14 protein-coding genes are annotated in these 14,271 nt (G+C 60.8%); 9 read left to right on the top strand and 5 right to left on the bottom strand.

Features of this window, described 5'->3' with window-relative positions:
* The first annotated feature begins 145 nt into the window (after positions 1 to 145).
* The 6 genes from CUJ90_RS26950 to CUJ90_RS33665 all read left to right on the top strand — a co-directional run bounded on the left by CUJ90_RS26950 (position 146) and on the right by CUJ90_RS33665 (position 6,537).
* On the top strand, positions 146 to 1,876 hold the full coding sequence (locus tag CUJ90_RS26950; protein WP_073427246.1) for a peptidoglycan D,D-transpeptidase FtsI family protein: 1,731 nt from the start codon (positions 146 to 148) through the stop codon (positions 1,874 to 1,876).
* A 238-nt stretch (positions 1,877 to 2,114) separates the two neighbouring features.
* The gene (locus CUJ90_RS26945; protein ID WP_073427245.1) at positions 2,115 to 3,578 is read left to right on the top strand and encodes a catalase; all 1,464 of its coding nucleotides are present in this window, start codon (positions 2,115 to 2,117) and stop codon (positions 3,576 to 3,578) included.
* Positions 3,579 to 3,768: 190 nt separating this feature from the next.
* Positions 3,769 to 4,026, top strand: a complete 258-nt coding sequence (locus CUJ90_RS26940) for a DUF2866 domain-containing protein (RefSeq protein WP_073427244.1) — start codon at positions 3,769 to 3,771, stop codon at positions 4,024 to 4,026.
* A 150-nt stretch (positions 4,027 to 4,176) separates the two neighbouring features.
* Positions 4,177 to 5,283 carry an IS5 family transposase gene (locus tag CUJ90_RS26935; RefSeq protein WP_073427243.1) on the top strand — a complete coding sequence of 369 codons (1,107 nt, stop codon included), beginning with the start codon at positions 4,177 to 4,179 and terminating at the stop codon, positions 5,281 to 5,283.
* Positions 5,284 to 5,486: 203 nt separating this feature from the next.
* Positions 5,487 to 6,293 carry an IS5 family transposase gene (locus tag CUJ90_RS26930; RefSeq protein WP_114164249.1) on the top strand — a complete coding sequence of 269 codons (807 nt, stop codon included), beginning with the start codon at positions 5,487 to 5,489 and terminating at the stop codon, positions 6,291 to 6,293.
* A gap of 121 nt (positions 6,294 to 6,414) precedes the next feature.
* Positions 6,415 to 6,537: a hypothetical protein gene (locus CUJ90_RS33665; protein WP_268802016.1), complete on the top strand. Its 123-nt coding sequence runs from the start codon at positions 6,415 to 6,417 to the stop codon at positions 6,535 to 6,537.
* Positions 6,538 to 6,595: 58 nt separating this feature from the next.
* Here the strand turns inward: CUJ90_RS33665 and CUJ90_RS26925 are convergent, their stop codons facing one another.
* A complete protein-coding gene (locus CUJ90_RS26925) occupies positions 6,596 to 7,222 on the bottom strand; it encodes a LysE family translocator (RefSeq protein ID WP_073432968.1) in 627 nt (208 codons plus the stop codon).
* Positions 7,223 to 7,460: 238 nt separating this feature from the next.
* Here CUJ90_RS26925 and CUJ90_RS26920 point away from each other — a divergent pair, with 238 nt between their 5' ends.
* The 3 genes from CUJ90_RS26920 (at position 7,461) to CUJ90_RS26910 (ending at position 9,600) form a co-directional block, all read left to right on the top strand.
* A complete protein-coding gene (locus CUJ90_RS26920) occupies positions 7,461 to 8,081 on the top strand; it encodes an IMPACT family protein (protein WP_422879708.1) in 621 nt (206 codons plus the stop codon).
* A gap of 232 nt (positions 8,082 to 8,313) precedes the next feature.
* Positions 8,314 to 8,865, top strand: coding sequence for a hypothetical protein (locus CUJ90_RS26915; RefSeq protein WP_073432966.1), 552 nt, complete (start codon positions 8,314 to 8,316; stop codon positions 8,863 to 8,865).
* A gap of 114 nt (positions 8,866 to 8,979) precedes the next feature.
* A complete protein-coding gene (locus CUJ90_RS26910; RefSeq protein ID WP_083081302.1) occupies positions 8,980 to 9,600 on the top strand; it encodes a LysE family translocator in 621 nt (206 codons plus the stop codon).
* Between the two features lie 222 nt (positions 9,601 to 9,822).
* Here the strand turns inward: CUJ90_RS26910 and CUJ90_RS26905 are convergent, their stop codons facing one another.
* Genes CUJ90_RS26905 through CUJ90_RS26890 form a run of 4 tightly spaced genes read right to left on the bottom strand, consistent with a single transcriptional unit; the run spans position 9,823 to position 14,270 of the window.
* A complete protein-coding gene (locus CUJ90_RS26905) occupies positions 9,823 to 10,806 on the bottom strand; it encodes a cellulase family glycosylhydrolase (protein WP_152035383.1) in 984 nt (327 codons plus the stop codon).
* On the bottom strand, positions 10,803 to 11,843 hold the full coding sequence (locus CUJ90_RS26900; RefSeq protein WP_073428496.1) for an acyltransferase family protein: 1,041 nt from the start codon (positions 11,841 to 11,843) through the stop codon (positions 10,803 to 10,805). The genes CUJ90_RS26905 and CUJ90_RS26900 overlap by 4 nt, the downstream gene beginning before the upstream one ends.
* Positions 11,840 to 12,982 (bottom strand): hypothetical protein, encoded by a 1,143-nt coding sequence (locus CUJ90_RS26895; protein ID WP_208645259.1) that lies wholly within the window; start codon positions 12,980 to 12,982, stop codon positions 11,840 to 11,842. The genes CUJ90_RS26900 and CUJ90_RS26895 overlap by 4 nt, the downstream gene beginning before the upstream one ends.
* Complete coding sequence (locus tag CUJ90_RS26890) at positions 12,972 to 14,270, bottom strand: lipopolysaccharide biosynthesis protein (protein WP_114164247.1); 1,299 nt, start codon at positions 14,268 to 14,270, stop codon at positions 12,972 to 12,974. The genes CUJ90_RS26895 and CUJ90_RS26890 overlap by 11 nt, the downstream gene beginning before the upstream one ends.
* Position 14,271: the final 1 nt, after the last annotated feature.

Genomic DNA, 14,271 nt, shown 5'->3' with positions numbered 1-14,271 from the left:
GCGACGTGCCGCGCATCCACGATCGGCTTGCGGAGGCCTCGCATACAGATTACGTTCTGATTACAATCGGAGCGGCGGCGCCGGTTCGGGCGGCGCTGGCCGATCCGCTGTTCATTGCTGTTTGTCTTTCAAAGATGCAAAGCCCATGACCCAGAAGAAGAAGTCCGAGCACGCACCCTACGCGCCCGTCGCGAAGAACCAGTTGCTGACCGCACGCCTGCCGATGTGGCGCTCGAAGCTCATCGTCCTGCTGGTGTTCGCGGCGTTCGCCTCGCTGGCGGGCCGCGCGTTCTGGGTGCAGGTGATGAACCAGGACTTCTACGTCGATCAAGGGCAAAAGCGCTATCAGCGCACCATCGAACTCGATGCGACACGCGGGCGCATTGTCGACCGCAATGGTTCGATGCTCGCGGTCAGTCTCGCGACCTATGAGATCTGGGCCTCGCCCAAACAGCTCGACGAGGCCGCGCTGCCGCCGCTCTCGAAGCTGCTCGATCTGCCGCTCGCGGAATTGCGCCGGCGTCTGAACGGCGACAAGAGCTTCGTGCTGCTCAAGCGCCAGGTGGATGCCGACACCGCCGGTCATCTGAACAAGCTGGGGCTTGCGGGCATCACGCAGATCGCGGATTCGAAGCGCTTTTATCCCGAAGGCGAGTCGGCGGCGCACGTGGTCGGCTTCACCGATATCGAGGACAACGGCCAGGAAGGCGTCGAACTCGCCGCCAACGAGCAGTTGCTCGGCGTGCCCGGTCATCGCGAGGTGATCCGCGACCGGCTCGGCCGCGTGGTGTCCGAGACCCGGCCGCTGGTGCCCGCGCAAAACGGCGCGACCATCCACCTGACGATCGACCGGCGCATTCAGCAACTCGCCTATGCGCAACTGAAGGAAGCCATTGCCAAACACCACGCCGAAGCCGGCAGCGTGGTCGTGCTCGATGCGCGCAACGGCGAGATCCTGGCGCTCGCGAACTATCCGAGCTTCGATCCGAACGACCGCGCCCGGCTGACCGGGCGGCAACTGCGCAATCGCGCGGTGGTCGACACTTTCGAGCCCGGCTCGACCATCAAGCCGCTGGTCGTCGCGCTGTCGATCGACGAGGGCAAGGTGCGGCCGCAAAGCGTCATCAATACCGCCCCTGGCTGGTACAAGATCGGCCCGGCGGTGATTCACGACACCTCGAACCACGGCATGATGACGGTCGCCGAAGCGGTGCAGAAGTCGAGCAATATCGCGCTCGCCAAGCTCGCGCTGAATCTGCCGGCCGAAAAGATCTGGACCAAATATCAGGAATACGGGCTCGGCTCGCGGCCCGATCTGACTTTTCCGGGCGTGGCGTCCGGCAAGGTGCGGCCGTACAAACGCTGGCGTCCGATCGAACAGGCGACGATGGCCTACGGCTACGGGTTGTCCGCTTCGCTGCTGCAGATGGCGCAGGTCTACACCGCCTATGCCGGCGATGGCACGATGCATCGCGTGAGTCTGGTGCGCGACGGCGCGGGTGCGGTCATGCAATCAGCGCAAACCGGCCATGCGGTCACGACGCCGGCTACCGCGCGCGCGATTCGCTCGATGCTGGAAATGGCCACCGGCGAAGGCGGCACCGGGCGCGCCGCGGCGGTGCCCGGCTACCGGATCGGCGGCAAGACCGGCACGGCGCGCAAGCAGGTGGGCGCGACTTACGCGAAAAACCGCTATCGCGCGCTTTTCGTCGGCATGGCGCCGATGAGCGACCCGCGGCTGATCGTCGCCGTGATGATCGACGACCCGGCGGGCAAGGCGTTCTATGGGGGCACGGTGGCGGGGCCGGTGTTCAGCGGAGTGACGGGCGGCGCGCTGCAGTTGCTCGGGGTGCCGCCGGATGCGCCGGGCGTTTGACAGATTCGTTAGCAATGATTTGACGGGGAAGCACGATACACGCACTGCCAATGCGCCCGACGTAATGTAACCGCCTCGATTTAGATCTCTTAACAACGTTTTATTGCGTGGCGCGGCAGAAGCATTGCTAGACTGGGCCGCGCGCCGGACATCCGGCAATCCGGCGCGCCATTGCGCATCGATCGCCACGCAAGCGGTCGATGCATTCTCCCCCGCCCAGGCAAGCAAAGGAAACGCCATGACGAATCGAATCTTGACGACCGCCGCCGGTGCGCCGGTCGGCGATAACCAGAACTCCGAAACCGCCGGCCCGCGCGGCCCGATCACGCTGCAAGATTTCTGGCTGCTCGAAAAGCTCGCGCACTTCGACCGCGAAGTCATTCCAGAACGCCGTGTTCATGCCAAAGGCTCCGGCGCATTCGGCACGCTCACCGTCACGCACGACATCAGCCGGTACAGCAAAGCGAAGGTGTTCGAAGTCGGCAAGGTCACGCCGACGTTCATGCGCTTTTCCACCGTGGCGGGCGAGCGCGGCGCGGCCGATGCGGAGCGGGACGTGCGCGGTTTCTCGGTGAAGTTCTATACCGAAGAAGGCAATTGGGACATTGTCGGCAATAACACGCCGGTGTTTTTCATTCGCGATCCGCTCAAGTTCCCCGACTTCATTCACACGCAAAAGCGCAATCCGCAAACCAACTTGCGCGACGCCAACATGGTGTGGGATTTCTGGTCGCGCAATCCGGAATCGCTGCATCAAGTCACGATCTTGATGAGCGACCGCGGCATCCCGAAGAACTACCGGCAGATGCACGGCTTCGGTTCGCATACGTTTTCGCTGATCAATGCGCAAAACGAGCGCTTCTATGTGAAGTTCCATTTCAAGTCGAAACAGGGCATCGAAAACTATACGAATGCCGAGGCCGCCGAGCTGATCGGCCGCGATCGGGAAAGCGCGCAGCGCGATCTGTTCGAGCAGATCGACAAGAAGAACTTCCCGCAATGGCGCTTCTGCATTCAGGTGATGACGGAAGCCGACGCGCATGCGCGCGCGGAAAATCCGTTCGACATCACCAAAGTGTGGTCGCACAAGGAGTTTCCGCTGATCGACGTCGGCGTGCTCGAACTGAACAGGAATCCGGACAACTATTTCGCCGATGTCGAGCAGGCCGCGTTCACGCCCGCCAATGTCGTGCCGGGCATCGGCTTCTCGCCGGATCGCCTGTTGCAGGGCCGCCTCTTCTCATATGGCGACACGCAGCGCTATCGGCTCGGCATCAACCATCATCAGATTCCGGTGAATGCGCCGCGCACGGCGAACCTGAATTCCTATCATCGCGACGGCGGCATGCGCACGGACGGCAATCTCGGCAACACGCCGAACTATGAGCCGAATCGGTTCGGGGCATTCCCGCAGGACGCCTCGGTGAACGAGCCGCCGCTCGCCGTGGATGGCGCGATCCAGCGCTATGACCATCGCGAGGACGACGACTACTACAGCCATCCGCGCGCGTTGTACAAGCTGTTCGACGCGCCGCAGCGCGAGCGTTTTTTCCGCAATATCGCCGAAGCGATGGCGGGCGTCGCGCCGGACATCGTCAACCGGCAATTGGCGCTGTTCGACAAGGTCGACCCCGGTTACGCCGAAGGCGTGAAGAAGGAACTCGGCAGGACGAAGCCGGTTTCGGAAACGGCGTTGCCGTAAAACAGTTGGGACGGCTGGGCGCTGGCGCATGCGCTTTTATCCGATCTTAAGTCTGGCTTAATTCTTCCCTGCAACCATGGCGCTCACCATCCCCCTGTTGAGCCGCCAGAGCATCGGCGGCGCTTTTTTTAAGGGGTGTCGCCGACGCGCCGAAAGATGGGCTGCATGCCTGCGAAGAAGGAGTCAAACCATGGTTGAAGATACGGTATTTGCGCATCTGCGCGCCATGCCCGGCAACGAATGGGTGCGCCAGATCCACACGTGCAAGGTCTCGGACCCGCTGCAGCATCCTTGGGGACGTTCGTATCGCCTCGTCGAATGGACGATGAAGCACACGCCCGAATCCAGCCGCCGCGTGGTGCCCGCGGAAAGCACGCCGTTCGAAATCGCCCAGGCCGTGGTATCGCACATACCGGGCCGCCGCTTCTGCCAGCATGGCGACGAATAACGCCTGCTCGCACTTCGCCGCAACTGAAATTTTCATTATCTGGCGCGCGCGTGGCGTTCTAGCAGGCTGTTGAATTTGGATCCCGTGTAAACGGGGTTTGAGGGACAGGCGTTATGGATATCGTGTTCATGATCTTTGGCAGCGGATGCGATGCGCGGAATGGATGAGATGCAGGAGCCCCTGTTCACGACGGTCAAGCTGGAGGACTTCGTTCCGGCAGATCACCCGTTGCGACCGATCCGGTTGCTGGTGAATGATGCATTGAAACGGCTCAACGGGCTGTTCAGCGTCATCTACGCGGACACCGGCCGTGCCTCGATTGCGCCTGAGAAGCTGATGCGGGCGCTGCTGTTGCAGGTGTTCTACTCGGTGCGCAGCGAGCGCATGCTCATGGAGCAGATGCGCTACAACCTGCTGTTCCGCTGGTTCGTCGGGCTGGCGATTGAGGACGCCGTGTGGGACCACTCGGTGTTCTCGAAGAACCGCGACCGGTTGCTGGAGCATGAAGTCGTGGAAGCGTTCTTCACCGAAGTCATGAGCCTGGCGGACAAACGGGGCTTGCTGTCGAGAGACCATTTCTCGGTGGACGGCACGCTGCTTCAGGCGTGGGCCAGTCACAAGAGCTTCCGCCGCAAGGACGGTCCGGACGATGGTCCGCCAGCCGGCGGTGGCCGCAACGCCGACACTGACTGGAAAGGCGAGCGACGTAGCAATGCCACGCACGAGTCGACTACTGATCCGGATGCGCGATTGTTCAAGAAGAGCCACAAGAGCCCGGCCATCCTGTGCTACCACGGGCACATCCTGATGGAGAATCGCTCGGGGCTGGTGGTCGGCGCCGTGGTTAGTCACGCGGATGGTTTCGCCGAGCGGGCCAGCGCGTTGCAATTGCTCGATTGCGTGCCAGGCGCTCATGCGAAGACAGTTGGCGCCGACAAGGCGTATGACACCCGCGACTTCGTGAACGATTGCCGCGCTCGCAACGTGACACCGCATGTCGCGCGCAACGATGAGCGTTGGGGCGGCAGCGCAATCGACGGTCGCACTTCGCGGCATGCGGGCTACCGGATTAGCCAGATCATCCGCAAACGAATCGAAGAGCATTTCGGCTGGGGCAAGACCATCGGACGGATCCGGCAGACCGTCTATCGCGGTATCAAGCGTGTCGACCAGCACTTCAAGCTGACGATGGTTGCGAGCAATCTGACCCGCATGGCCCGAATGCCAGGTGTGGTGCCCCAAGGAGCGACGCGATGAGCCGCTACGGCGCGAAGACTGCGCGCCACAAGGGCTGCATGCGTGCGCATGCCCCGCGCAGATTGCGCGGCGAACCGGTAATTCAGCGGGAAATCGCACGCGCAAGCCTCCTGAACATAGCTTCGGTCCTCGTGACGGGGCGCTTTTCAACAGCCTGCTAGAGGGTGTTAGGCACTTTTTGTCAGACCTGGTATCCTGGCAGAATGAAAAAACGCAGGCCATACCCAACGGATGTATCGGATGAAGAGTGGTACTTCGCCGCTCCGTACCTGACCTTGATGAACAAGGACGCACCGCAGCGCCGCTACGAACTGCGCGAGATGTTCAACGCGCCGCGCTGGATCGTACGCGCGGGTGCACCGTGGCGTTTGTTGCCCAATGACTTTCCACCTTGGGAACTGGTCTACCAGCAGACGCAGCGCTGGATTCAGGCCGGCTGTTTCGAGGCCATGGTGAATGACCTGCGTTCGATCATCCGGATCGCGCAGGAGCGTCGTGGTCAACCCAGCGCGGTCATTCTCGACGGGCGGACCCTGCAGTCGACCTGCGAGAGTGGACCTCGCGCCGGTTACGACGGCTACAAACGCAAACGCGGCAGCAAGGTCCACATGGCGGTTGATACTTTGGGGCAATTGCTTGCTGTGCATGTTACGCCGGCCAACGAACAGGAACGCGCGCAGGTCGGTGAACTGGCGCGTCAGGTTCAGCAGGCCACGGGCCAGACGGTCAAGGTGGCGTTCGCCGATCAGGGATATACCGGCGAAGAGCCTGCGCAGGCGGCACTCGATGAAGGAATCGAGCTTCAGGTAATCAAGCTGTCGGAGGCGAAAAAGGGCTTCGTGCTGTTGCCGCGTCGCTGGGTGGTCGAGCGCAGCTTCGGCTGGCTCAACCGCTTCCGTCGACTGGCCAGAGACTACGAGCGATTGCCCGAAACCCTGGCTGGTTTGCACTTCGTCGTCTTCTCCGTGCTTATGCTTATCCACTTTGCAGCCCTTAACAAAAGTGCCTAACACCCTCTAATGCGGAACGCTCACGCGCTATGCCAGCGCGCCGTTTTCCTACCCAACCAATCGCGTTCGCGATAGGCCCGCATCTGGCAATGCTTGACAGTCACGTGGAACGATCACGCCTATGATCGGCGCTTCATTCGCCACGTTTGACGGTCATGCCATGAACTATCCGTACGATCTCCTTACCGCGACCTGCCTGTTCATCATTGCGGTTTCGACCTCGATCATGATCGCGTTGTGCTAACAGCCCGAAGTTCTTTTCGCAGGCGCGATGCGCGGGCAAACCGCGCGGGCGGGTCAAGTCAACGCGTTTGCGTGGCCACACGCAGGCCGAGCGAAATGAACAGCACGCCGATGATCTTGTTTTGCCAGCGAGTCAGCCATGTCAGACGCTTGACGAGCCTGCCCAGCGGCCGGATGGTCAACACGATCAGCGTCGTATAAAGCGCGCTCATGCCAACGAAGATAAGTCCAAGCGTCGCGAATTGAAGGAACGAAGAGCCGTGCTCCGGGCGCACGAACTGCGGCAGGAACGCGAGGAAAAAAAGCGCGGTCTTGGGATTCAATACTTCGGCGGGAATCGCCTGAAAGAAGGCTTTGGAAGCGGACACCGACGCGACGGCCGGCCTTTGCGCGTTCGCCTGCTTTTCGCGCAAGGCGCGAATGCCCAGATAGACGAGGTACGCCGCGCCGACGAATTTCACGGCGTTGAACGCAAGCGCCGAGGTCATCAGCAAGGCCGACAGGCCTACCGCCGCTCCCAGCGTATGAACGAAATCGCCCACGGCGACACCGAGGCCGGTGAGAATGCCGGCCTTGCGGCCACCGTGCACGGTACGCGTTAAAACCAGCAGCACGGCTGGACCCGGAATCAGAAAGAGTCCAAGTACGACGGCGATGAAGGTTCCCAAGGTGGAAAGATCGAGCATGTTGTCTCCTTTGACGCGCTGGGTTTCATGGACGGGATGCGCGTTCAGTGAGGGATTGTAGTCGAAGGTGCCGGGTTTCATCGGCGTGCAGCGTAGCGTGGTAGACAGGCGCGCAAAGTGCGCGGGATGCGCCGTTTTCCAAGCCGCCAGTGGATGCGGAGAACGGCGACGCCATCTTACATCCGCGTTTTGCCGGTTCGCCGGCTGCGATCCGTTACCATTGCGCTCACGGAGCCACGTGTGTCCGCAATTTTCCTTCACCGAAGTCCTTGCCTTGCCCACCTATACCTTGCCTGCGGCGCTGACCGCGGAACTCGAAATCCGCAAGAGCCGTTTCATCGCGCACGCGATACCGGTTGCCGACCGCGACGCGGCGATGGCCGAGTTGCGTCGTCTGCGCGACGAGCATCCTGGCGCGACGCATGTGTGCTGGGCGCTGCTGGCGGGCGGCCAGTCCGGCATGTCCGACGACGGCGAGCCCTCCGGCACCGCGGGACGGCCGATTCTCGAAGTGCTGCGGCATCATGATCTGGACGGCGTGCTGGCCGCCGTCGTTCGGTATTACGGCGGCGTGAAGCTCGGCGCCGGTGGCCTGGTGCGGGCGTATACCGATGCGATTGCTTCCGCCTTACTGAATGCGCCGCGGATCGAGAGAATTGCTCAGGTCTCGTTGACTGTCGAGGTCAGCTACGCCGATGAAGCGAAAGTGCGGAGATGGCTCGAAGCCGAGGAATATGCGCTTGTCGATAGCGCGTACGGGATGCTCGTGAGGATGACGATCCGCTTGCCGGTCACCGCGATGGACGACGCCAGGCGAGCGCTCGTGGATATGACGCAGGGAAAAGCCGGGTTCTTCTGAAACGGCTTCGCGGTTTTCAGCGTGCTCGTCTGCCGGCACGCCGCGCGCTGATTAACAAGACGCGCTTGCGCGGCCCGCTGTTACCATGCTGCCCTCCACCGCGATGATTCATTAAAAAGGTGCTCCTCTGACCTCGACCGCCGCTTCTTCCCGCACAGCGCCTGAGTCGCAGCAACGAATCCAGTCGCTGCGGCAGACCTTCAGTCCTTCCTGCCTCGCATTGACACGCACCGTGCTCAAGGGCTGCGGCGCCGTCGCGCTACCCTTGATGCTGTCCGCCTGCTCATGGTCGTGGTTCGGCCTGAATGCCGCGTCCGCGCCTCACCCAGTTGCGCATTCGCAGCCCACGGGACGGCTCATCGTCGCCCCCGCGCGCGACTTTGCCTACCTACCCGCTCGCACCGGACGCGTCTCGCCGAACCGCATCGAAAACACGGCAATGACCAGCATCGTGCTAAAAGGCGACATCAACGAAGCGGTGCGCAACGGCATCGCGAACAGCTTGCAGGTCGCCGGCTTTCATCTGAACGACGACAGGAAGGTGCTGAGCGGCAGCATCGAGAAATTCACCGTGGACGACGCGCGGTCGCCGGCATTCTGGACGTTGAAGATGCGCTATGTGGTGACCGATGCCGCGACTCGTAAGGTCGTGTTCTCAACCTCGAAAACGGTCAGCCGGAAGTCGCCTAAATTCACCAGCAGTCCCATCGCTATCGAGGATACGGTGAAGCTGAGCGTTGACGCGTTGATTAGTGATCCGGGGTTTGTTAAGTCGGTGAATTGAGGCGTCGTTGCATGGATGCAAGTCGGTTTCGCTACAATCATCCAGGAGTGTCGCGAGAGCCTGCCGTTGCGCCGCGCGATGCGTCGAAATGCCTGTTCATCGTGCGAGCCTGTCATGTCCATCACCGCCTGGCTATTTTTTCTGCCCGCCTGCTTCGCGATCAACCTCGCGCCCGGACCGAACAATCTACTGTCGATTAACGTGGCCGCGCGTCACGGTTTCATAACCGCTTTCGTTGGCGGCACTGGCCGGCTTGTTGCGTTCGCATTGATGCTGGTGCTTGCCGCAACGGGACTCGCTGTTGTGCTACATGCATCCGAGTGGTTCTTTCTCGCCATCAAACTGGTTGGCGCCGCTTATCTGATCTGGTTGGCGATTCAACTGTGGCGCAGCGACGCCCCTGCCATCGACTCGACACAGCAGGACGAGGCATCGCTCGGACGGACTGCACGTCGTGAGTTTTTCGTGGCCGCCGGCAATCCGAAGGCGATTCTCGTGTTTACCGCGTTCCTACCGCAATTCGTCGATATCGCGAAGCCGATACTGCCGCAGTTCGCCGTGCTGGGCGCGAGCTTTCTCGTGCTCGAGTGGGTCGCGATCGCGCTGTATTCGTGGGCCGGGATGTATCTTGGGAAATGGCTGGTACGGGTTACGGTTCGTCGGTGGTTTAATCGTTGCTGCGGAGCGTTTCTGGCGGGGGTTGGGGTGAGTTTTTTGTTGGTTCGGCGGGGGTGAGGCGTTGAAGGGGCGCAGGTTTGTCTTAAATCACCGTTACGCGGGATAATAAAGTCCTTGCCAAACAACGCTCCGAACGAATGAACCGGATTAAACGTTACATCGCTACGGCACTCGCCTTCGCTCTTGGCGAGACGCTGGTCTGCGTCATGTTATTGACCGCGCTCGCATGCAAGCTGGCCGGAAGCATCAGAAAATCGCAGCCGCCGCGTTAAGCCTCCGTCATTGCTTGCCAAAGACAGTCAACGCCGCGCGTAGCGCCGGTTTTTGGGTATCGGACGCATCCACCAAGCCAAAATTGCGCTCGCGTGCATTTTTGCCATGCGCTGTATCCTGCCATTCGTAGATTGAAATCAGCGGCGTCCTCATCGAATTGCGCTTTAGGAGAAACGACTTGATGTCTGCCGCCTGACCGGCGATACCCCCATTGCGCCCGGAGGAAACGCCCCACTCTGTGATAACCGCCGGTAGTCCATATCGGGAACGCACGTACACGGATGCTTCTCGAATCTGCGATTCGCTCATGCCGTACGCGTGATATGAAACCGCGTCGATGCAATGGCTCGACGGCGATTGAATGCTTTGCAATAGCTTATCGGAGTGGGACCCGGAGGCAGGAACCGTCGCAAAACCGAATCCGATGACAGGAGTCGTGCCGAGAACGGCCCTCAACCCGCTGCACACCGCCTGCATATAAACTGGAAATGTGGAATCGACATCGCCAGTTGGCCAGAACGTGGGCAACTCCGGTTCGTTCCAGAGTTCAACGGCGAGCAGATCGCTACCATTTGCGCCAGCCAGGCTGCCCACTACGTTGATCAGTTGCTTCGCTGAGTCGCGCAGTTGCGCATTGCGCGCCGCCTCATCGTTCGAAGACCTCGCGAGCGGGATCGTCGAACGCACCGTCAGAAGGACGGGTAAATCTGCCGCTTGAGCAGCGTTAAACGCGTCAGTCACCTTCTTTTGGTATTCCGCTGTCTGCATTGAATTCGTCCACACCCCAAAGCGAACGAAGCTAAATCCGGTGGCTTTGATCTGTTTCGCCGTGGTCGGCGTAAACCGCTCGATCTTTACCTGAACGCCAACCTTGGAGGCGCCTTCGTGATCTGAAATCCAGTCTTGCTTCTTCGCCTGCACTTGCATGGCGGCGCTGCACATGCAAAACGCGATCACGCCTACTTTCGATAAACGTTGAAATGAAATCACCTGATAGTCACTCCAAGAGGTTCCCGTCGTCCAAACCAGCGATTCAGCCACGCAAGCACGGGTTTCTCAATCCGACGGTGACACACGTCACTGGCCGCGCACACCACAGCGATCACGATGAAGACCGTCGCCGCGCCGTTCCACGAGTTCAGATTCGTCTGCATCGTCAACACCTTTCGCAGAAAGCCGACGACATAGGGATGCAACAGATAGATCGCGTAGCTGGCAGCCCCAAGGCGAGCAACAAGCCTGCTCCGCGTGCTCCAGCCTCCCGTTTCCATTGCGATCAGGGACGTGATGAACGCGAACGCCGGCACGCCATACACCGCCGTGCGCATAAATCCGCTTGGTGCGCCATACAACATGAAATACGCAGGCATCGCTGCAAGGCTCGCTACAGCGCTGACCAGCCAGAACCACCGCGAAATACGCTCGACTCTCGCCAATTGCACGGTCCAGTACGCGAGGACCCCTAGGCAGAATTCCAGCAGAAATGGTTGCCCGAGGTAGTCGACGATGAGATTCGATGGTTTGACCAGCGCATTGAGCAAGCTATATAAAGCAAGCGCGGCAGCTGCAACCGCCGTAGCGAAGCGCGGACGTACCACGCTGATCGCGACTGCGATGACAAGATAGAAAAGCAGCTCGTATTCGAGCGTCCACCCATTGAGGTTGAGCGGTCCCCAATGACCGTTGTCCTTAACGTAAGGGATGAATAGGAGCGACTTCACTAGGTATATGGCGTCTGCAGTCGTCGTGTTCAACCAGTGCGGCCTGATCGTTGCAATGATGTATACGCCGATAGTCGACAGCCAATAGAGCGGCAGAATGCGGATGAGGCGCTTGCGCAGAAAGTCGCGCCCCTCGCCCGGCGCGACGAGCGACATGATGAAGCCACTGATTACGAAGAATATGTCGACGCCGCATTGTCCGAACGGCAATACACCGAGGTGATAGGCGACGACTACAAGCGCGGCGAGCGCGCGTGCGCCCTGCACGTTGTCATAAACTCGCGGCCGGTCAATTATCGTACTCATGGGTTATACGCCTCTTCGGTTGAGCCATATCGCTGCTGAGCTGCCGATGACTGTGGTTGAGAATCGACCGGCGGACAACCCGCCGGCGTTTGGCCATTCGGGGCCCGCGAGCGGACAGCCAGAGCGCTGAGCCGCCATGCACAAAAGAGCGCGACGCTGGAAAGGTGCCGTGTGTAGCTACCCAGATCCGGCTCGAACAGCATCGATACGGCCATGTGCCCGATGACAAGACTGGCGAGCACATCCATCGCGCGTGTGTCGATGCCCGCCGCGAGGCCGCTCTTGCGGCCGAACACGGCGCCGATTGCGATCCATACGAAGATCAGCATCACGAACTCCTTGGGCTCAGGAGAAAACAGAACGGGAACGTTCAGTCTGAGGATCGCGTAGAAATAGTCTGCGCAGAATGCTGCGAACGAGGTCGGCTCCAGCAGGTTGTAGAAGCCGGTGCGCGCGCCGTAGGGCGAGCCCGCGACCAGATAGTCGACTGCCATATCGCGCGGATGCAACAGTACGTAGTAGGCGGCATCCGGCAGCAGGTACAGCCCCGCCACGCCCGCGAGAACCAGAAACGTCTTTAGTCGCAGCGATGCTGAGCGGAATATCCATGCGCCCGCGGCAACCGCGAGAATCATCACGAAATAGATACGAACCGTTAACGCGTATCCGAGATAAAGCACCGCTGCGGCGAGCGCGACATGCACCACGCTCCACCTTCGGGCGATCAGAAACAGCACCACCGATATCAGGACGACGAGCGTGTCCTTGCTGGCCACGAACAGATTGAAGAACACGCATGGCGCGATCAGCACCATATTCATCAGCAGGCCGCCGAGGCGCTTCGAGCTTCCAACCATCAGCCAGATAAATAGCGCACCGATACTCACCACAAAGACATTGGTACCGAGATCACCGAGCGAAGCATAAAACTTCGCAACTGCGTCGAAAGACGTATCTTGATACGTGTTCGAGCCACCGATCTGCGACTGGATCTTCTCCGAATCGCGGAACACGAACTCGGGCAAAAACACGCCCGCCTTCGCGTACATCATCAGATACAGCAGGATGGATAGACTGGCGATGAGCCGGATGACACCCACGCTGAGCCGCGGACCGGCGTTAAGTGCCTTACGAAACATAAAACGCTTCCTTATTGCTGTCCACGACGACGGGAGTCTCGCGGGCACGCATGACGATCAGCACCAGTATCGCCACGATCCCCACACTCGCCGTCAGGTGCGCCAATGCCGCGCCGATTGCGCCCAGCCGCGTGACCAGCATCCATTCGAGCGGAATACTTACGACCGCCACAACCGAAATCGCAATGACAACCGGCTTCCCGAGGCGCAGCGCGACCGCGCCACTCCAGAAAACGTCCGCGATGGACCTCAGAACGAACGAGACGAGCAGCGTGAGCAGCATCATGAGTGCCGGGCCGTCAGCGGGTTCGCCAGCGAGCCGAAAGATCGGCTGGCTGGCGAATAGAATCCCAGCGACGGCAAGGATCGAAATGCAGGCGCTCGATCGCGCCGAGGCTCGCAGCACCGTCCAGAAGTCACCGTCGACCGCACTCAGCGCGCGCACCAGCCGTGGTCCCGCCGTCACGACGATCGTCGCGTAGGCGATCGTCTGGATCGAGTTTGCGATCGACCACGCGAAAACATAACGCCCGAGTTTGTCCGCCGTCACGACACCACTCGCGAGAAACCGCTCACCGTATTGCAGACCGGATAGCACGGTCGTCGCGACGAAAAATGGCAACCCGGCGATCCATACCGAGCGGACGCTTCGCGCGCCGTCGGTGGCAGGTGTTTCCCGCTGCGATCCCGCCTCGTGCCCTGCATGCCCTGAACGCCACACGCACCAGCACGCCGCGACCGCGGCGATGACGTTCGTCCCGCACCACAATGTGAAAATCATCTCGACGGAACGGACCCCGCCGGCGAGCAGGCCGACAATCGCCACACCCGCCCATGCGCCGGTACGGATGAAAAGCAGCGCCGACCCCAGCCTCGGGCGATGCAGCGAAAAGACGTACGAGGTCGTCTCAAGCCCCAGATGCTCGGAGAACGCCACGAGCACCACGCCCCAGAGAATGCCAGGCGTGATGCGATGAAATGCACCCAAACCCGCGCTGTCGTACAGAAACGCGACGATGGCGGCAATCACCGCGTACACGACGCAATAGAGCAGGAGCAAACGGCGCGCGTCGCGGATCGCGCCCACCGGGTTCACGCTGCTCAGTCGCCGGTTGATCTCGGTGCTGAATCCCAGACCGAGTAATTTGGACGATACGACCGATACGGCGAGCGCCAGACCATAATCGGCCACGGCTGCGAATCCGAGCGTGCGTGCGACGACGATCGTCAGCACGAATTTCAGCGCCAGCGATGCGATGCGAAGCGTCAGGCGAATGAGCAGGTGCATG

This window comes from Paraburkholderia terricola, from assembly GCF_003330825.1.
Taxonomy (GTDB): Bacteria; Pseudomonadota; Gammaproteobacteria; order Burkholderiales; family Burkholderiaceae; genus Paraburkholderia; species Paraburkholderia terricola.
Note: the sequence above shows the minus strand (reverse complement) of the source record. Positions and strands in the feature narration are given on the sequence as shown.